This is a genomic window from Kordiimonas sp. (assembly GCF_048264555.1).
In the GTDB taxonomy this organism is placed as follows: Bacteria; Pseudomonadota; Alphaproteobacteria; order Sphingomonadales; family Kordiimonadaceae; genus Kordiimonas.
This window is the reverse complement of record NZ_JBLXCX010000003.1, coordinates 149,475-168,018: the sequence shown is the minus strand read 5'-3', so window position 1 is coordinate 168,018 and position 18,544 is coordinate 149,475. Positions and strand designations below refer to the sequence as shown.

Annotated in this window: 21 protein-coding genes; 18 read left to right on the top strand and 3 right to left on the bottom strand. The window is 55.7% G+C overall.

Annotated elements, in window-relative coordinates; translation table 11 throughout:
- Positions 1-33 precede the first annotated feature (33 nt).
- Positions 34-1,017 (top strand): hypothetical protein, encoded by a 984-nt coding sequence (locus ACN0XZ_RS10560; RefSeq protein ID WP_417457719.1) that lies wholly within the window; start codon positions 34-36, stop codon positions 1,015-1,017.
- Positions 1,018-1,107: 90 nt separating this feature from the next.
- Here the strand turns inward: ACN0XZ_RS10560 and ACN0XZ_RS10555 are convergent, their stop codons facing one another.
- Positions 1,108-1,821, bottom strand: a complete 714-nt coding sequence (locus tag ACN0XZ_RS10555) for a glycoside hydrolase family 25 protein (RefSeq protein ID WP_417457718.1) — start codon at positions 1,819-1,821, stop codon at positions 1,108-1,110.
- 154 nt (positions 1,822-1,975) lie between these two features.
- Here ACN0XZ_RS10555 and ACN0XZ_RS10550 point away from each other — a divergent pair, with 154 nt between their 5' ends.
- Positions 1,976-2,527 (top strand): hypothetical protein, encoded by a 552-nt coding sequence (locus tag ACN0XZ_RS10550; RefSeq protein ID WP_417457717.1) that lies wholly within the window; start codon positions 1,976-1,978, stop codon positions 2,525-2,527.
- A 382-nt stretch (positions 2,528-2,909) separates the two neighbouring features.
- Here ACN0XZ_RS10550 and mutY read toward each other — a convergent pair whose 3' ends face one another.
- Positions 2,910-3,950, bottom strand: coding sequence for an A/G-specific adenine glycosylase (mutY, locus tag ACN0XZ_RS10545; RefSeq protein WP_417457716.1), 1,041 nt, complete (start codon positions 3,948-3,950; stop codon positions 2,910-2,912).
- A gap of 124 nt (positions 3,951-4,074) precedes the next feature.
- Between mutY and ACN0XZ_RS10540 the strand changes: the two genes are divergently transcribed.
- The 15 genes from ACN0XZ_RS10540 to ACN0XZ_RS10470 all read left to right on the top strand — a co-directional run bounded on the left by ACN0XZ_RS10540 (position 4,075) and on the right by ACN0XZ_RS10470 (position 16,040).
- The gene (locus ACN0XZ_RS10540) at positions 4,075-4,590 is read left to right on the top strand and encodes a DUF721 domain-containing protein (protein ID WP_417457715.1); all 516 of its coding nucleotides are present in this window, start codon (positions 4,075-4,077) and stop codon (positions 4,588-4,590) included.
- Positions 4,591-4,606: 16 nt separating this feature from the next.
- Positions 4,607-5,203: a thioredoxin domain-containing protein gene (locus tag ACN0XZ_RS10535; RefSeq protein WP_417457714.1), complete on the top strand. Its 597-nt coding sequence runs from the start codon at positions 4,607-4,609 to the stop codon at positions 5,201-5,203.
- A gap of 91 nt (positions 5,204-5,294) precedes the next feature.
- A complete protein-coding gene (locus tag ACN0XZ_RS10530; protein ID WP_417457713.1) occupies positions 5,295-5,981 on the top strand; it encodes a DsbA family protein in 687 nt (228 codons plus the stop codon).
- A gap of 68 nt (positions 5,982-6,049) precedes the next feature.
- On the top strand, positions 6,050-9,508 hold the full coding sequence (gene smc / locus ACN0XZ_RS10525) for a chromosome segregation protein SMC (protein ID WP_417457712.1): 3,459 nt from the start codon (positions 6,050-6,052) through the stop codon (positions 9,506-9,508).
- 174 nt (positions 9,509-9,682) lie between these two features.
- Complete coding sequence (locus ACN0XZ_RS10520) at positions 9,683-10,027, top strand: AtpZ/AtpI family protein (protein WP_417457711.1); 345 nt, start codon at positions 9,683-9,685, stop codon at positions 10,025-10,027.
- A gap of 38 nt (positions 10,028-10,065) precedes the next feature.
- The gene (locus ACN0XZ_RS10515; RefSeq protein WP_417457710.1) at positions 10,066-10,821 is read left to right on the top strand and encodes a F0F1 ATP synthase subunit A; all 756 of its coding nucleotides are present in this window, start codon (positions 10,066-10,068) and stop codon (positions 10,819-10,821) included.
- Positions 10,822-10,891: 70 nt separating this feature from the next.
- Positions 10,892-11,119 carry a F0F1 ATP synthase subunit C gene (locus ACN0XZ_RS10510; protein ID WP_417457709.1) on the top strand — a complete coding sequence of 76 codons (228 nt, stop codon included), beginning with the start codon at positions 10,892-10,894 and terminating at the stop codon, positions 11,117-11,119.
- 117 nt (positions 11,120-11,236) lie between these two features.
- Positions 11,237-11,779, top strand: coding sequence for a F0F1 ATP synthase subunit B' (locus tag ACN0XZ_RS10505; protein ID WP_417457708.1), 543 nt, complete (start codon positions 11,237-11,239; stop codon positions 11,777-11,779).
- Between the two features lie 2 nt (positions 11,780-11,781).
- On the top strand, positions 11,782-12,285 hold the full coding sequence (locus ACN0XZ_RS10500) for a F0F1 ATP synthase subunit B (RefSeq protein ID WP_417457707.1): 504 nt from the start codon (positions 11,782-11,784) through the stop codon (positions 12,283-12,285).
- 132 nt (positions 12,286-12,417) lie between these two features.
- Positions 12,418-13,338 (top strand): cation diffusion facilitator family transporter, encoded by a 921-nt coding sequence (locus ACN0XZ_RS10495; protein WP_417457706.1) that lies wholly within the window; start codon positions 12,418-12,420, stop codon positions 13,336-13,338.
- The gene (locus ACN0XZ_RS10490) at positions 13,339-13,695 is read left to right on the top strand and encodes an ArsC family reductase (protein ID WP_417457705.1); all 357 of its coding nucleotides are present in this window, start codon (positions 13,339-13,341) and stop codon (positions 13,693-13,695) included.
- A 12-nt stretch (positions 13,696-13,707) separates the two neighbouring features.
- Positions 13,708-14,523 carry a PhzF family phenazine biosynthesis protein gene (locus ACN0XZ_RS10485; protein WP_417457704.1) on the top strand — a complete coding sequence of 272 codons (816 nt, stop codon included), beginning with the start codon at positions 13,708-13,710 and terminating at the stop codon, positions 14,521-14,523.
- A gap of 70 nt (positions 14,524-14,593) precedes the next feature.
- Positions 14,594-15,118 carry an RNA polymerase sigma factor gene (locus ACN0XZ_RS10480; protein ID WP_417457703.1) on the top strand — a complete coding sequence of 175 codons (525 nt, stop codon included), beginning with the start codon at positions 14,594-14,596 and terminating at the stop codon, positions 15,116-15,118.
- Positions 15,118-15,492: a DUF6768 family protein gene (locus tag ACN0XZ_RS10475; RefSeq protein ID WP_417457702.1), complete on the top strand. Its 375-nt coding sequence runs from the start codon at positions 15,118-15,120 to the stop codon at positions 15,490-15,492. The genes ACN0XZ_RS10480 and ACN0XZ_RS10475 overlap by 1 nt, the downstream gene beginning before the upstream one ends.
- 68 nt (positions 15,493-15,560) lie before the next feature.
- Entirely contained in the window at positions 15,561-16,040 is a 480-nt protein-coding gene (locus ACN0XZ_RS10470; RefSeq protein ID WP_417457701.1) for a glutathione peroxidase, read from the top strand.
- Here ACN0XZ_RS10470 and ACN0XZ_RS10465 read toward each other — a convergent pair.
- The gene (locus ACN0XZ_RS10465; RefSeq protein ID WP_417457700.1) at positions 16,037-16,465 is read right to left on the bottom strand and encodes a bleomycin resistance protein; all 429 of its coding nucleotides are present in this window, start codon (positions 16,463-16,465) and stop codon (positions 16,037-16,039) included. The genes ACN0XZ_RS10470 and ACN0XZ_RS10465 overlap by 4 nt on opposite strands.
- Positions 16,466-16,638: 173 nt before the next feature.
- On the opposite strand from ACN0XZ_RS10465, the gene ACN0XZ_RS10460 reads away from it, so the two are divergent.
- The gene (locus tag ACN0XZ_RS10460; protein ID WP_417457699.1) at positions 16,639-18,522 is read left to right on the top strand and encodes an NAD(P)-binding protein; all 1,884 of its coding nucleotides are present in this window, start codon (positions 16,639-16,641) and stop codon (positions 18,520-18,522) included.
- Positions 18,523-18,544: the final 22 nt, after the last annotated feature.

Genomic DNA, 18,544 nt, shown 5'->3' with positions numbered 1-18,544 from the left:
CGGCGTGATTGCAAAGAAAGTAGCCCATAGGACATGAAGATATACCTTCATATAGGTACCCACAAAACCGGCACGACCGCGATCCAGTCTTTCGCGGCGGAGAACAGAAAACTGCTCGCTGAATATGGCGTATATTGGCCGAAGGAACGGCTGAAACCTCACACCAACCAGCATTCAACCCTCGCGCTGCAGATGCGCGCGGGCAAGCACGATGAGGTGAAGGCGTATCTTGAGCGTGCGCTTCTGGACGCAAAAGCATCAGGCGCGGAAAGCCTGTTTCTCTCCGGCGAAGCGTTCAGCCATCTGGGCGAGGCGAACGTGCAGCGGTTTCTCGCCATGTTTGACGGTCATGACGTGGAGGTGATCCTCTTTTTCCGGAATGTATATAGTTACGCTGTAAGCGCGCTGAACCAGCAGATAAAAAGCCACGAGAAGCTGTTGCCGCTTTCCTCCCTCGTCACGGTGACCAGGACACACCTGAATTATTCAGCGCTTTTGCGGCGCTGGGAAGACGCGCTTTCGCCCCAGCAGATCAAAGTCTGGAACTATGAGGACGAGAAGAAGAACCTTCTGCCGCGCTTTTTCAAGCGCTTTGGCATTCCAGCAGATAAGACCAACAGCATGTTGCCTGAGGAGCCAAAAGCCTCCAATACCAGTATCGATCTCGCGACGCAGCTGATGTTAAGCGGCTCGGGCGCGAATAAAACCATGCGGGCTTATCTCGATACTCGCGACCTCTACAGCGAGATTTTCGCGGATAGCCGCTTCAAGTTTCCGGCAGATGACCTCGTGGCGGCCGCCATCTGTGAACCGGACATTGCTGATCTCTCGCACCCCCGGCTGGAGCCTTTCCGGGAAAGCCTCTTGAAAGCACCACGGAAGATGACAGCGCCTAATGACGATGAGCTCGCGGATTATTTTGAAAAGCTCGGCCAGTTCGCGCTTCGGCTCGCGAAAGAAAAACGCAGTAAACGAAAAAAAGGCGGGCTGCTCAAAAAGATCAAAGGCAAGTTTTAACCTTACCTCCGGCCATGCGGATGCCCGTCTGTGTGGCCTATGGCGCTCCTCTGCCCAGGGGAGCGCCAATTTCTTTTGTTGTGCTGCGGCCTAGGGGCGCGCCTTACAAGTGAGCTCCTCAAGCTTGATGTCATCGCCAGCGAAGACCGTCAGGTCTACTTTTTTCTCGATGCCTGCGATGGTGCCATCCTCGCTGTGCTGCCAGAAGGTCCAGTGCCGCCATCCCTTGGGCACGGTGGGGGTTTTGGCATAGTCAGCAAGCCATAGGTGATGCGCGGCGAAATCCCCTGCGTCTTCCTTCTCCCAAAAATGGGGGCTTGTGTAGAGGATGGGCTTGCACCCCGTGTTTTTCTCTACATGGTGCAGCCATTGTTTGATGTCGCGCCGCAGTGTGGTCGATTTTGTGCCTTCCGCGACCTCGATATCAAGAACAGGCGGTAGCGACCCGGCGAGATCAATATTGGCAGATTTAAGCTGGGACAGGAAATGTTCGGCCTGTGCAATCGGGTCTTCGTCAGGGTGGAAGAAGTGATAGGGGCCGGTTTTCAGGCCTTGCTGCCGTGCACCGCGCCAGTTCTCCTGCAGGCGGGCATCAGCCGTGTGCAATCCCTCACTTGCCTTGACATAGACAAACCTGATTTTCTGACCACCAACCTGTTCCCAGTCAATTGCACCCTGAAAGTGTGAAACATCTATGCCGGGGACAACGGATTCCTCCGCTCGTGCGGCGGAAGTGATGTCATAGCCACCCAACACGACGATACTCAGTGCAGTACATAAGCGGGTTAATTGATGTAGTTTCATGAATGACCTCCCCATTTAAAGCCGTATTACCCCAGTATGACGTTCTCGCATTCACCTGCTAAGATACGCCTTGGCTCAATGCCGACTAGTTGCGCAATGCCCGCAAAAGTGATCTAAATACACCCACTAAGAAACGGGTGTGATGGGGGTCACGGTGATCGATATATTTGATGCGTCTCAATTCATGTTTGCACCAACATACGATGGCACAGGCCGCTATGTGTTTTTCCAGAACTGGAAGCGAAAGGGTTTTGGTGTCTCTGCCGAGGAACGGCGTCGTTTGGCCAACAGACTTGGGCCGCTCCTGACAATGAATGCCATAGTGTGTATAGCCCTCATTCAGCTTGATGATGTGCTCGCGGCTCGGTTTGGTCTCGCGAATATATGGATCAGCCTGTTGATCCTCTCGGGCTTTTTCGTTGTCACGGTCGTCGGGGGTAGCCTGATCCGGCGCACAGTGCTTGGAGATCGGGCGAGAACAGAAAAACACGTCCCATACACTCAGCGCTGCGGTGCCGACCAGATGGGGAAAAATCTTTTCAAACGCACCGTGCCGTTCGTCTGCATCCTTGTAGGGGTCAGTATGGCCGTTTCGTTGGTGAAGGACGGAAAAAGTGCAGAGAGCATGATAGGGCTTGGGCTGCTCATGCTGGGCCTTTTGCTTGAGGCGTTGCGGTACAGGAAGATGTTTCCCTCAAACGCCTGACCTCGCTTGGCTGGAGGCTATTCACAATCTTTTCTTATCTGATCTAAACGCGCTTGATTTCTGCGTGCGCATGCCAAAATGCTAGTGATGCTGGATGTTTGTGTGGCCCATCGGTCACCCCGGTTTGGTGACGCCCTCAAAGCGCACCAGTTGTTTATTCGGAGATAAGAATGAGCAAAGATCGCAACGCGAAAAAAGAAGTGAAGAAAAAACCCGCCCTCGACAAAAAAGCGAAGAAGGCAGCCAAGGCAGGTAAGAAAACCCCGGCCTATCTTGACGCTTGAAGAGGCTAGGTTTCTCCAATCTGAAGGAACCCCTAAATGGGCCGCCCGAGCGGCCCATTTCAGTTTGCGCCTTCATGCGAGCAACTCAGTGCCTCGCGCTAGAGAGCCAGAGCGGCGATCTTTCTAAACACGGTGGGGAGGCCAACCTCGTCGAACTTATCGAGCTCAAACCAGAACCCGCCCTCAATATTATGCTTCACGCCTGCTTTAGCGGTAATGAGCTGCGTTTCCAGATGGAAGTGCGTGAAGGTATGTTTGGCAATACCCTGTAAGGGTTTCCAATAGTCATCTGACGGGGCGTGTTTGAGCCATTCTTCCTTGCCGGGTATATCTTTGCGCTCAAGCCACGGGCTTGAAAACAGCCCCGGCATACCGCCAAGCAAGCCCTTGGGCGGGCGACGCTCCAGCAGTACATGCCCGTCGTGCACGAGCCAGAAGGACACGGCCCGCCTTACCGGCTTAACCTTTTTGGGTGCCTTGATGGGGAAACGTTCCATATCCCCTTCCGCTTTCGCGGCGCACATGCGATTGAGCGGGCACAAAAGACATTTGGGGTTTTTCGGCGTGCAGACGCCCGAGCCCAGGTCCATCATGGCCTGCGCAAAGTCACCGGCCCGATTTGCAGGGGTGATCTCATCAGTATGAGCTTTAATCGCTTTTTTGGCGCCGGGCAGGGCGTCCTCAACCCTGAAAAGACGGCTGACCACACGTTCCACATTGCCGTCCACCACAACGGCGCGTTCATCAAACGCAATGGCGGCGATGGCAGCGGCGGTATAATCACCAATGCCGGGTAGCGCGCGCAAGCCTGCCTCAGTTGCGGGGAAGTGCCCGCTATGCTGCGCACTTACGGCTTGCGCGCATTTATGGAGGTTGCGCGCACGGGCATAATAGCCAAGGCCAGCCCATTCGTTCAGCACATCTTCAAGGGGGGCATCAGCCAGTGCTTTCACATCCGGCCAGCGGGCAAGGAAGTTGGCGAAATACCCCTTTACTGTGGCAACCGTGGTTTGCTGGAGCATAACTTCCGAGAGCCACACATGATAGGGGTCAGGGCGAACGCCAGGGGCAGCCCGCCAAGGCAGGGTGCGCCGGTTGCTGTCATACCAATCAAGAAGGGCGGTGGCTATCGTGGTCATCACAAGGCTTTGAAGGGTTCGCTTTGTTCTTGCCCGGGGCAGGGCCATCAGGTAGCACAGGACCATAGCGTAGCGCAGCCCAGTTGCAAGCACTATGCGCGGGATGATCGGGAGAGCCAAGGTTTTGGCAAAGGAACCTTCAAAAAAAGTTGTCAAATCTGATCGGCGCTGGCGCGCGGACAGCGCGTCAAACGTGGCGCGTGCGCTTATGTCGCCTGCTATGCGCGCGAAAGGATTTGCGCAGGTGGAGGTGGTGACCCGCTGGGCGCATATCGTCGGGCCGGAGTTGGCAGCCAGCACACTGCCGGTGAGCCTCCGGTTCCCGCGTGGTGAGCGCATGGGCGCCACGCTTCAGGTGCGCTGTGAATCGGCCTTTGCCCCGCTTCTTAGCCATAAGGCTGAACGGGTGATTGAGATGGTGAACAGCTTTTTTGGCTATCGCGCTGTTGCCAAACTGGAGGTGAAACAAGGGCCGTTGCCTGCATCTCGCAACAAGCCGCTCCTTGAGAAAAAGCCGCTCGCGCCCGACGCCGCCCGGAATTTGGACACACTTGTCGGCCAAGGAGAGTTGAGCCCGCTTCGGCAAGCGGTTAAAAGTTTGGGAGAATATGTGTTCTCCGGCACTAAAAAAGATCAATAAATCAGGATGGGAAACAATGAGCTTTAAACAGATTATGATGGCGATGGTGGTATTTGCTGTGCCGCAGTTGGTGTGGGCACAAGACGAAACCACAGTGGGCCTTCGCGGCGAGATTACCTATGGCGAAAAAAGCGCGCCTGTTGAGGTGATCGAGTATGGCTCATTTACCTGTCCGCACTGTGGTGAATTTGCCCGCGAGGTCTTCCCGCAGCTCAAGACCGAATATATCGACACCGGTAAGGTTCGGTTTGTGTTCCGCAACTTCGTGCGGGACCGCTACGATATGGCAGTCGCTGCGATCAGCCGGTGCACGACCGAACCCGAAGATACAAAGGCGATGATTGCCGCTTTTTTTGAGCGTCAGAAAGAATGGATGACGTCAGAAAACCCTTATGCATCGATGGCAGAGATCGCCGGGGAAGCCGGGGTTAGCGAGCAGGCGCTTGGGGAATGTGTGTCTGATCGTGCGCTGCAGGAACATATTGTTGAGATGCGCACCATTGGAATTGAAACCTATGAGATCAACTCGGTTCCGTGGGTGCTGGTAAATGGCGCCAAGATCCATGCACATTCTTATGATGAGCTGAAAGAGGCGATCGACGCCGCCAAATAAGACGAAATTGAAACAGGGTAGGCGAGTTTAAAAAAGACTCGTCATGCTGCTTTTTGCAATGTAAACACAATATATAGTGGGTGAGGACATTATGAGCTACAACAAATACGGATTTGGGTTTCGCTTGATTGGCGCTGCGGCTTTGCTGACGCTTGCGGCCTGTGGCGAAAATTCGTCAGAAAGTGGGTCAAATCAGGCTGAGACGGTTGACGGTGTGGCGGAAGCTACCGTTGTTGACGTAGCCGACCGCGAAGGTACATGGGGTGACATTGTTTATGGTGACCCTAACGCGCCGGTAACGGTGGTGGAGTACGCGTCACTGACATGTCCACACTGTGCGACCTTCTCGAAAGACTATTTTCCTGAGTTCAAGAAAAAATACATCGATACCGGTAAAGTGAAACTGTTGTACCGCAACTATATCATGAACCGGGTAGACCTGACGGCATCCGCCGCCGCACGTTGTGGCAACCAGGAAGTGACGCAAAAGCTGATGAGCGTGTTTTTCGCGCGCCAGTATGACTGGGCACGGTCGGAAAACCCGTTGGATGAACTGGCATCACTTGCGCGCCGTGTCGGCATCAGTCGCACCCAGTTTGACCGCTGCGTGAACGACAAGGACATGCACCGGCACCTTATGGCGCTGACGAAAACCGCGTCAGAAGATTTTGGCGTGAACTCAACACCGAGCTTCTTCGTGGAAGGTGAGCGGATGGAGTTCACCACATTTGATGACCTCACCGAGATGATGGAAAAAGCAATCAGCGACGCCAATTAAGGCTCGCTCCAAAGCGGCACTTGTGGGGACTGGTGCCGCTTTGCTGAAAGGGGGAGTGTTACGCAGCCATGCGTTTTTCGCGCCTGCGATTATCGGGGTTTAAATCCTTCGTCGATCCGACCGAGCTTCATATCGAGCGCGGCCTGACCGGCGTTGTGGGCCCTAACGGCTGCGGAAAATCGAACCTTCTTGAAGCTATCCGCTGGGTAATGGGGGAAAACCGCGCGAAATCCCTGCGCGGCTCCGGCATGGATGATGTGATTTTTGCGGGCACGGACAAACGCTCCCCGCGCAACATGGCTGAGGTCACCCTGGTGATCGACAACCAGGACCGGTCCGCCCCCGCAGACTATAACGAATATGACACGATTGAGGTCACGCGCCGGATCGAGCGCGAGAGCGGCTCGGCTTACCGCATCAACGGCAAGGATGTGCGCCAGAAAGACGTGCAACTTCTTTTTGCGGACGCGGCAACGGGCGCGCATTCACCAGCTCTTGTGAGCCAGGGCCGCATTGGCAGCCTGATCAACGCCAAGCCGCAGGACAGACGTGCCATTCTTGAGGAAGCCGCAGGTATCTCCGGCCTACACACGCGGCGGAAAGAGGCGGAAAGCAGGCTCAGGGGGGCGGAAGGCAACCTCACGCGGCTGCAGGATGTCATTCAGGCCATGGAAGCGCAGGTGCAAAGCCTGAAGCGACAGGCCAAGCAGGCGGTGCGCTACCGCAGCATATCGGGTGATATCCGGCAGGCAGAAGCTAGCCTTCTGTATCTCAAATGGAAGCTGGCGTCTGAAGAGGTCATCACACTTGAGCGCACGCTCCGGGAGGCAGAGAAAACCACCGGGCAGGTGGCAGAGATTGTCGCAAAGCTCTCAAAAGAACAGGCTGAAGTTGCGGCCGCTCTTCCGCCGCTTCGTGAAGCCGACGCAGAGGCCGCAGCCCGGCTGCAACGCCTCAATATTGAGCGAGAGAATCTGGAGGCGGAAGCCGAACGGCGCAAGCAGACGGCGGAGGGCCTGCGTGCAGCGCTTGAGCAAATTGCTGCCGACCGCGAACGCGAGCAAGAGATAGCGAACGATGCCAAGGCGGCGGTTGACCGGTTGGGGGCTGAGCGCACCCGGCTTGAAACCGCGCGGGATAGCGAAAAAGCATCTGAGGTGGAAGCGCGTGAGCGGTTGGATACGGCTGCGAAAGCCGCAAATGGCGCCGAATCGGAATATGACGTGTTGTCAGAGCAGGCAGCGCAGGCGCGGGCCCGGCGCTCAAGCCTTGAAAGTGACAAGCTCGCGATCGCGCGCCGTACATCCCAGTTGCAGGCTGAGCAGGAACGGCTGGGCCAGGAACTTGAGGCCATGACTGCGGCCGATGATGTGCTTTCAGCGCTTAAAGCGGCGGAAAGTACGGTCGCCAAAGCAGAAGAACGCCTGACACATGCGGGCGAGGCGCTGCAAGCTGCGGAGGCCGCGACCCTGCAGGCGCGTACGGGCCGTAATGATGCGGATGCAATTCGTTCCGAGCATGAAGGCCGGGCCAAGTCCCTTACCGGTGAGGTGGCCAGCCTTGAACGCATGGTGGCGGACAGTAGCCAAGGTGACACGGCGCCTGTTGCCGCAGACGTACGGGCGGCGCCCGGCTATGAACAAGCGGTTGGCGCGGCTCTTGGTGACGACGCAGAGGCGGGTATCGCAGACAGCGAGCTACGGTTCTGGGCGGTGCGGGATACTCTCGAGCCGCCAACTTGGCCTGATGGGGTTGAGGCGGTTACCGCACATGTGGAAGCGCCAGCCGTGCTCGCTCGCCGGCTTGCCTACACCGGTTTGTTGAAAGACGGTGCTGACGGTGACCGCGCGGCTGCTGCGCTGTTGCCGGGGCAGGTTTTGGTCTCGAAAGACGGGGCGCTCTGGCGCTGGGACGGTTTTTGCCAAAGGGCGGGAGCACCTTCCGAAGCTGCGGCTCGGCTTGAACGTAAAAACCGGTTGAGTGCCCTTCAGAAACAACTGAAAGAGGCCTCTGAAGCTGCAGAGAAGGCGGCTGAGGCGGCAGAAGTGGCGTCTGACGCCCACCAGAAAGCACGTGAGGCCGAGCAGGCTCAGCGCGATATCAGGCAGGCAGCCGAAAAGGCGCTAGTGGATGCGCGGCGTAACCTCGTGACGGCAGAACAGGAAGCCAGCAAGCGGGCCAGCAAGGTTACCATGCTGAAAGACACACTCGCGCGGCTCGCGGAGGAAGAAAAAGAAACCCTGGGCAGGCAGGCGGCGATTGACGAAAAAGTATCAGCACTGCCGGAAAATGCAAAACTGGAGGAAGAGCTTCAGGCGTTGCGCTCCCGTGTTGAAGGGTTGCGGGCTGAACTGAGTACCGCGCGCGCGGCCTATGACAGCTTGCGCCGTGAAGCGGAAGTGCGGAACGACCGGTTAAGCGCTATCCGCACCGAATCGGGGGCATGGGAGCTTCGGGTCAGGAGTGCGGCCAAGCAGCTCTCAGCTCTTGATGAACGGCAGAAAGACACTGAAAGCCAGCTTTCTGCCGCCGAAGCAAGCCCGGAAGATATTGAGAAACGCCGCCAGGCCTTACTTGACCAGATAGCGATTGCCGACAAGGCGCGGACTGAGACAAGTGAAAAGCTGCGCGCGGCAGAGGCAACCCTGGCTGAGAAAGACAAGGCACTCCGGGAGACAAGCGAAGCGCAGGCGGAAAGCCGAGAGCGGCAGATCAGGGCAGAAGCTGCCGTTGAGAATGCGGTGAGCCGCCGGAAGGATATTGCCAGCCAGATTGGTGAACGGTTTGAGTGCGCGCCAACACATCTCCTTGAAAAGGTTGGGCTTGAGCCAAGCGATAGCCTGCCGGAAGCCGTGGTGCTTGAAAGCAAGCTTGAAAAGCTGAAGCGTGAGCGTGACCGCTTAGGTGCGGTAAACCTGCGGGCAGATGAAGAGCTAACGGAAATTGACGAACAGCTCGCACACCTGACGGGGGAACGCGCTGATCTTGAGAATGCCATCGCGCGGCTCAGGCAAGCAATTTCCAGCCTGAACAAGGAAGGCCGGGCGCGGCTTCTCACCGCGTTTGAAGTGGTAAACAACCACTTTGGTGAACTGTTCAAAAGCCTGTTCGGGGGTGGGGAAGCGCATCTTGAGTTGACCGAATCCGATGACCCGCTTGACGCGGGGCTTGAGATTTTCGCGAGCCCACCGGGGAAGAAGCTTCAGGCGCTCTCTCTCCTCTCGGGCGGGGAACAGGCTTTGACGGCACTTTCCCTTATATTTGCGGTGTTTATCACCAACCCGGCGCCTATTTGTGTGCTGGACGAGGTGGACGCGCCGCTTGATGATGCGAACGTTGAGCGGTTCTGTAACCTGCTTGATGAGATGATTGACCGCACCGATACCCGTTTCCTTATTGTGACCCACAACGCGGTATCCATGGCCAGAATGAAGCGACTGTTTGGTGTGACGATGGCCGAAAGGGGAATTTCCACCCTTGTCTCGGTCGACCTTGAACGTGCAGCGGAAATGCGCGAAGCTGGCTAGTTGTTGTTTTTGTATAAAATCGTTACAAAACAATAACTTAACTAATTTTTATTGGTTCTTGACACGGGATAGGGCGTTCACTATGTTGCAGGCGCCTTTTATGGCGCTTCCCTTTGTGGGAAGAGGCCCGGCAGAAACGTAGGTCAGACGCGGTTTGGCGAGAGGTGGATGGTGATGGGTAACGACGATCGAGACCCGGAGCTTAAATCACTCGAAGCGCGGTTGAACCAGGCCCGGCAAAAGAGACTGTGGAACGACGGAGCGGATGATGCTCCATCTCCCATGGGCAGGGCTTTTGCACTGGGTATTCATCTGGTGGTTGGCGTAGTCGTAGGACTAATGGTCGGCGTTAATCTGGATGAATGGCTTGGAACAACGCCATTTCTTCTGATCCTCTTTTTGCTGCTTGGTTTTGGCGCAGGTATCAGGAACGTCATCCGGGATGCCATGCGTATGCAAAACGAGGCCATGAGCGCCGAGGAAAAGGTTGAGCCGGCCAAAGAGGCCGACAAAGATTGACCGCGATCCGCATAAAGCGGGTGGCATAAAAAAAAGAGATGGTAGCCGTGGCAGGACCTCTTGAGCAGTTTAAAATCAATTCCTATGCAGAAATGCAAGTTGCTGGTGTTGATGCTTCCTTTACCAACAGCTCCCTTTGGATGGTAATTGTAGTGACCGCACTGACCACATTTCTTGTGGGTGGCATGCGCAAGAGCGCGCTGGTGCCGGGTCGCTGGCAGTCCATGGTCGAAATGGCCTACGAATTTGTCGCCAATATGGTGAAAGAGAATGTTGGCCGTGACGGCAAACAGTTCTTCCCCTTCATTTTTACACTTTTCATGTTCGTGCTGGGTGGCAACCTCGCCGGCATGTTGCCATATAGCTTCACCATCACCAGCCACATCATCGTGACGCTAGCGCTCGCTCTTGTTGTGTTCCTTGGTGTTACCCTTCTGGGCTTCTATAAGCATGGTCTCGGGTTCCTGAAGCTTTTTGCACCGTCTGGTGTGCCTGCGCCGCTTTATATCCTGATCATCCCTGTTGAGGTACTGAGCTACTTCACACGTCCGATCAGCCTGTCGGTGCGTCTGTTCGCCAACATGATGGCGGGCCACATTATGCTGAAAGTGTTTGCCGGTTTCGTCGTCAGCCTTGGTGCTGCTGGTGCGCTCGGCGTGTTTGGGGCGATCTTCCCGTTCGCATTCAACATCTTCCTTACAGGCCTGGAGCTCCTTGTGGCGTTCCTGCAGGCTTATGTATTCGCCATTCTTTCCTGCATCTACCTGCACGATGCGCTGCATCCTGCACACTAAGATACAGGCAAAGACAAAGTTAAACTTAGAGATAATCCAAATCTTCTCATAAACGAAGGAAACGAGAAAAATGGACGTTCAAGCTGCAAAAATGATCGGTGCTGGTATCGCAACTCTCGCACTTGCGGGTGTTGGCATTGGCCTTGGTAACATCTTCGGTAGCTTCCTGTCGGGCGCTCTTCGCAACCCGTCTGCTGCTCCGAAAGTGTTCGGCAACCTGCTCCTTGGCTTCGCACTGACCGAAGCACTTGCGATTTTTGCCCTTCTGATCGCTATCCTGCTTCTCTTCGTAGTTTAATCTACAAGAGTTGAAGGTTGGCCCCGGCTGGGCTCATTGAGATTTGCCGGGGCAACAGTGATTTGACCATAAGGCGCATTTGCGCGGTATGGTCTTCTAAAGCGATTGAGACAGGCTATGGCACAAACGCAGACCGAAGTGGCTGACCACGGACAAGGTGGGCTTCCACAGTTCGACGCTACAACATTTGAGACCCAGCTCGTCTGGTTGCTCCTGAGCTTTGTCGTTCTCTTCATTATCGTGTCACGCATGGCGTTGCCTCGTGTGACCAAGGTTCTGGAAGAGCGGGAAGAGCGCATCGCAACGGACCTTGATACTGCTGAGCGTCTTCGCCGCGAAGCGGAAGACGTGAAGAACGCGTATGAAGTTTCGGTTGTTGAGGCTCGCCGTAAAGCACAGGAAACAATCCTGAGCGCGAAAGAGAGCATCAAGGCCGATATCGCGAAAGCGCAGGCTGAGCTCGACGCGAAGCTGGGTGCAAAAGCTGCTGAGGCTGAGGCGAATATTGCCAAGGCTCGTGCGCAGGCACTTGCTGACATCGACGCTGTTGCAAGCGACGTTGCTGCTGAAATGGTAAGCAAGCTGGCAGGTGTTGATGTGGACGCGAAAGAAACCGGCAAGGCTGTGAAAGCGGCATTGGCCGACGTGAAGGGAGCATAAAGATGGCATCTGGTGTACCCTTTTACATGGATCCAACCTTCTGGGTTGCAGGTTCATTCGCTGTTTTTGTTGGTGGCGCCGTTTGGGGCAAAGCACACAAGAAAATTGGTGCGATGCTTGATGAGCGCTCTGCAGTCATCAAAGCTCAGCTTGAAGAAGCACAACAGCTGCGTGAAGAGGCTGAAAAGCTTCTGAGCGAGTATCAGCGCAAGCAACGTGACGCAGAGAAAGAAGCTGCAGACATGGTTGCCCAAGCGAAGGAAGACGCAAAGATCATGGCGAAAGAGGCGAAAGCCGATATCGAAGCCATGGCTGCCCGTCGGACCCGCGCCGCTGAAGAGAAAATCGCACAGGCTGAAGCCAGCGCGGTGAAAGAAGTTAAAGCTGTTGCCGTGAATGCGGCGGTAGCTGCAGCGTCTGCTGTGATTGCAGACAAACTCAAAGGCAAGGAAGGCGGCGCGCTTGTTGACCGTGCGATTGCCGGAGTTGAAGAGAAGCTGCACTAGAGTTTTACAAGTTCCGAGTATATTTTCTTGTACTGAGTTTAGAGACGCTCCGCCCTTTCGGCGGGGCGTTTTTTCTTGGCGCAATGGCCGCTTTCGGATACCCATGCTTGCAACCTCGAGGAGCGTACAGCTGTGACAAAAGACCAAGCCGGAAAATTGATGAAGATGGCCACCTTGGCAGCCATTACGGTTGCCAGCACGCTGGTGGCTGCGAAGGCTGTTGCCTGGTGGCTGTCTGGCTCGGTTGCCATGCTCGGCTCGCTCGCTGATTCGACGCTTGATCTGGCCGCGTCACTGGTCACCATGTTTGCGGTGCGTGTGGCGCTTATCCCGGCGGATGACGACCACAGGTTCGGGCACGGCAAGGCGGAGGCGCTGGCGGGTCTTTTCCAGGCCGCAGTGATGACAGGCTCTGCCGTTTACCTGATCCTCGAATCTATTAGCCGCATATGGGATCCTGTGCCGCCCATGCGCTCGGATTTGATTATCGGGGCGTCGGGCCTCGCGATAGCCCTGTCGCTCGGGCTGGTTATTTTCCAGAGCTATGTGGTGAAACGCACGGGCTCGCTCGCGATCGCCGGGGACCATTTGCACTACAAGGGTGACTTGCTGCTGAACTCGGCTGTGATCGGCTCAACACTGATAGCAGGCACCGGCTTTTTGTATGCGGACGGCATATTCGGCTTGCTGATCGGCGGGTATATCATCTTTGGTGCCTACGATATCGCCCGGCCTGCCATCGACATGTTAATGGACAAAGAGTTTGAAGATGGTGAGCGCGAACGCATCTTCAATATCGTTATGGCCAACCCAGATGTGCTGGGGCTTCATGAGCTGAAAACAAGGTCATCCGGGCGAGACCGCTTTATTCAGATGCATATCGAGGTACCCGGTAGCATGACGGTTGAGGCTGCGCACATTATTGCTGATGAAGTTGAAGCCACACTAGGGGAGGTTTTCCCCGACACTGAAATTTTTATCCATATGGACCCGCCAAGCCAGCGCTCTGACGAGCTGACGGTGCAGGAGTTGGGTAAGCTGGAGGATGTTTAGATGATCACGATTTACGGCATTAAAAACTGCGATACGGTCAAGAAAGCGCGCAAGTGGCTGGAAGCTGAAGGGCTTGAGCACCGCTTTCATGATTTCAGGGCTGACGGCATTGATGCTGCACTTGTGGCCCGCTTTGTTGATGCGCTTGGGTATGAAGCGGTGCTGAACACCCGTGGCACCACATGGCGGAAGCTGAGCGATGCTGATAAGACTGGTGTAGATGCAGCCAAAGCATCGGCACTTATGGTGGCGAATGAGGCACTGATTAAGCGCCCGGTGTGGGAGAAGGGCGGCGACTACCGCCTTGGATTCGCTGCCAAGGACATGGACACGCTCACCACCTGGCTGAAAGCCTAGAAAGGCCGCCCTTTGCGCGATATCCCGTTTTATCAGGTTGATGCGTTCACAAACCAGCCGTTCAGGGGTAACCCGGCGGCCGTATGTGTGTTGCCGTCTTTCCCCGAAGACGACCTGATGCAGCAGATCGCCGCAGAAAATAACCTGGCGGAGACCGCCTTTATCGTACGGCGTGACGGGGCGGAAGCACGCTATAATCTGCGCTGGTTTACCCCAACGGTGGAGGTGGAGATATGTGGGCACGCAACACTCGCGAGCGCGCATATCGTGTTCACCCATCTGGAGCCGGAAGCGCAGCATGTGACCTTTGAAACCCGCTCCGGCAGCATGCCGGTCACACGGCACGCGGGTGGCAAGCTATGCCTGAACTTCCCGAATTTTGAGCCTGCACCATTCCCGTGCCCCGCAGGCCTCGGTGGTGCCATGGGGCGAGAGCCGCAAGCTGTGCTTAAAAGCGAAAAGGGAGACCGGGATCTCCTCCTTGTCTATCAAAGTGCGGCGGAGGTGAGGTCTCTGAGGCCAGACCTTCATGCCCTCACAGATTTTGCTCCGTTTGGGTTTATTGCCACAGCACCCGGCGAAGGAGAGATAGATTTTGTCTCCCGCTGTTTTTTCCCGAACCACGGCATCCCGGAAGACCCGGTAACAGGGTCGGCGCACTGTGTGTCCGCGCCATATTGGGCGCGCGCGCTCGGGAAGCCAAACCTGCGTGCCCGACAAGTCTCACAGCGAGGTGGTGACCTCTGGCTAAAGGTCACCGAAGATCGTGTTCTGATCTCCGGATATGCCATTGAAGTTATCTCGGGTACTATGCGCTTGCCTGGGTAAATATTCGCCGCCCAAGCGAACCTTTCCCGCCTGTTTTGCGTCCTAAGGGAAGAAGGAGGACGTGAGACCTATGAACCGTGCTGAAGAAGACCTGTTGGTTTTGAAGGCCCAGAGTGGCGATGGCCGGGCGTTCGGTGTGCTTTACGGGCACTATAATCCGTCCCTCAGGCGTTTTGCATTCCGCCTGTGTGGCGATGAGCAACTGGCGCTTGATGCGGTGCAGGAAACATGGGTTTCGCTCACATTCACCCTCAAAAAGATCGAAGACCCAAGGGCGTTTCGTGTGTGGTTGTATCGTACGGTGCGCTGGCGCATCGTTGACCTTGTAAGGAAGCGAGGCGCTGATCTTGAACCTCTTGAGGAGGCTGAGGTGGCGGATACCGCTCCGGCGCCCCATCTCGCGACCTCAAGCCAACTTGGTGCGCATATCAGGGCCTTGCCCGACGAGGAACGTGTGACCCTTGTGCTCTTCTATCTTGAAGAAATGAAGCTTACCGAGATCGCCGCCGTGTTGGCCATCCCAGTAGGTACAGTGAAGTCCAGGCTGTTCAGGGCGCGTGAGCACTTGAGGCAGCAAATGTCAGGAGATGAATGATGGCGAACTTGGATGAAATGATCAAAGAGGAACTAGAGAAGGAAACTTCAGAGATTGACGATTTGCTCGCAAGGGAAGGCGGGTTGCCAGATATGGTTGCTGCTGCGTGGAAGGGCAGCATGCGGCGCTGGGTATGGGTGACGGGAATTTTTGTTTTCCTGATCACGGGCGTTTTATTCTGGTGTGGCTATGAGTTTTTTACCGCCCCCACGGCTGATGACCGTCTGTTCTGGGGCTTTTGTACACTCTTTGCTCTTGCGCCACAGGTAGCGCTCAAGGAGTGGCAATGGATGGAGATGAACCGGGCCTCCATGATGCGGGAAGTTAAGCGGCTGGAGATTGCTGTGGCACATCTGGCAGCACGGTTGAAATGATCGGCCAGCATTTGCTTATCCTGCGGCTTGCGCTAGTTTGATAGAGCAAGCCGATAGGGAGAGAGCTGATGACATCCGTACATGACTTCACCTGTGACCGTTTGAACGGGAAAGCCGAAGACCTGAGCGCCTATAAGGGCAAGGTTATGCTTATCGTCAACACAGCCTCCAAATGCGGCTTCACACCTCAGTTTGAGGGGCTGGAAGCGCTTTATAAAGACCTCAAGGACAAGGGGCTCGTGATCCTCGGGTTTCCGTGCAACCAGTTTGGCAAGCAGGACCCGGGTAGCAATGATGAGATCGGTGAATTTTGCCAGATCAACTATGGTGTCAGCTTTCCGATGTTTGCGAAAATTGATGTGAACGGTGAGGGCGCCGTACCACTTTACAAGCACTTGAAAGCCGAAAAGAAGGGCGTGTTGGGGTCTGAACGCATCAAATGGAATTTCACTAAATTTCTGGTGAATAAGGATGGTGAGGTGGTGAAACGTTTCGCGCCAACCGACAAGCCCGAGGCCATTCGCAAACATATTGAAGCGCTGCTCTAGCTCTCAAGCGGTTTTTCCCCGAGGAACTGACAAAAGCGAAGCAGGTATCCGTCAGGGTCCTCAACCAGAAATTCCCGCTGGCCAGAGAGGCTGTCCTCTGTTTCATACCATTCCTCATCAGGCTCACTGAAAAGCTGACGTTGAGCGGCTTTGAGGCGCTGCAAGATGGGTTGCAGGTCTGAGACCTCAATTTGAAAATTGATGCCACGACCAAGCGGCGGCGCCATATCACCGGTGGTCCATGAACGGTCACTCAACTGTTCAAGCATGATCTGTGCGCCTTCAAGGTCCAGATAGGCAAAGTCTGGCTCAGCGCGCTGATGCCGGACACTGAAACCAAGGATGTCGGTATAGAAGGCGAGCGACCGCCCAAAGTCAGTGACGGAGAATTCCGGCACAAGTGCGTTCCAGCGCTGTTCGTTCATGTTATTCCCCCATATCTGAAGAAATACTAGGCAAGCGCGGTCGAGATGAGAAGGCTTTTAACTGAAGCGATTAATGTGATCACATTTTTCTTTTGTCGGTATGGTTTGTCAGATAAGCTCTTGCATGTTTGGCGCTAGGGGTAGAGCCTTTCATGTGAACAAGAGGGGTCGTTATGTCCAGACTTAAGGGCATCAGTAGACGTGATTTCATGGGCGGTGTTGCACTCACAGGTCTCGCGGCAGGTATGTCACCTGCGCGTGCGATGGCCGAAGGGCTGGTGTCATCCGATGGTGCATGGACCTATCCCCCCTCTAAAATGGGCCTGCGAGGCAGTCATGTGGGCAGCTTTGAGGTTGCCCACGCAATCTCCTGGGAAGGCAAGACCTATGAGCGCCCGGATGAGCGCAAGGACGGCCTATATGACCTCGTTATCGTCGGGGGGGGCATCAGCGGTCTCGCGAGTGCTGTGCTCGCACAGGAAAAACTGGGGCCGGACGCCCGTATCCTTATCCTCGATAATCATGATGATTTTGGTGGCCACGCCAAACGCAACGAATTTGATGTGGACGGCAAAATCCTGATTGGCTACGGCGGAAGCCAGACGATCGACACGCCGGGTAATTACAGCGAGGGCAGCCGGGCTTTCCTTGAGACAATCGGGATTGATACCGAAAAATTCTACCGTTATTTCGACCAGAGCTTTTATGAGCGCGCAGGCCTTGGCGCTGGCGTGCACCCTGACGCGGAAACCTATGAGGGCAGTAAGCTGATGCGCTGCGGTGCCAGCTATGGCGTGTGGGCGGCCTATGACGAAGAAGGTAAAGCTCGCCTGGCCGAGGTCATTGCCGAGCTGCCGATATCAGGCGACCAGAAGAAAGCCATGCATCACTGGTTGGTGGAGCAGCCCAACTGGCTGGCCGATATGCCGGAGGGTGAGAAGCTCGAGTTTTTACGCACCCATTCTTATGAGCATTGCATGCGGGAGTTTGGTGGCCTTGATGAGGAAGCGCTTCTATTGATGCGTAACGAGATGACCGGCCTGTGGGGCGTGGGGTGGGACGCGATCTCGGGCCTTGAGGCGCTCCGGCTGGGGCAGGGTGGTACACTCGGTCTCGGGATTGACCCTCATTCGGTGCCCAAACCCTATCATGGTGATGAACCTTATATCTTCCATTTCCCCGACGGGAACGCCGGTGTTGCGCGGCTTGCGGTCGCGAAGCTGATCCCGAACGCCCTAGAAGCCAACAGCATGGAAGCGGAGGTGAAAGCGCGGGTGCATTACGACAGGTTGGACCTGCCAGGCAATATGGTCCGCATTCGTCTTTCCAGCACCGCTGTGGATGCCCGTAACACAGACACGGGCGTTGAGGTCACTTACGTGCGGGACGGCCGGGTTGAGCGCGTGGAAGCGCGCGCGGGCATCATGGCATGCTATAACCATATCCTGCCTTTCATTATGCCGGAGCTTCCTGAGGAGCAGCGCGAAGCGCTTGATTGGCCCGAGAAGGTACCGCTCACCTATATCAATGTGGCGCTCAGGAACTGGCGGGCCTTCAAGGCGGCGGGTGTGCATCATGTGCTTTCACCGGGCAGCATGTTCTCCAACTATTCGCTCGATTTTCCGGTCAGTATGGGCGGCTATAATTTTGCGGCGTCGCCCGATGACCCGATCTTGCTTCATATGACCTATGTGCCAACCGCCCCTGGCCTGATCGCGCGTGAGCAGCACAAAGCGGGGCGATATGAGATGTATGGCTTAAGCTTCGAAGACTTTGAGGAAGCGATCGTGCGTGAGTTGACAGACGCCATGGGCCCATACGGTTTTGACGCTGAGCGTGATATTGCGGGCATCACCGTCAACCGGTGGCCGCATGGTTATGCTTATGAATATAATGAACTTTTTGATGGTGACTGGAGCCCGAAGAAAGGCCCCCATGTTGCGGCGCGGAAAAAGGTGGGTAAATTAGCCATCGCCAACTCCGACAGTTCAGCATACGCTTATGTCAATGGAGCGGTAGATGCCGCCATCCGTGCGGTTGGGGAACTGTACGGCTAGACATATCTCGGGGGAGAGGCAA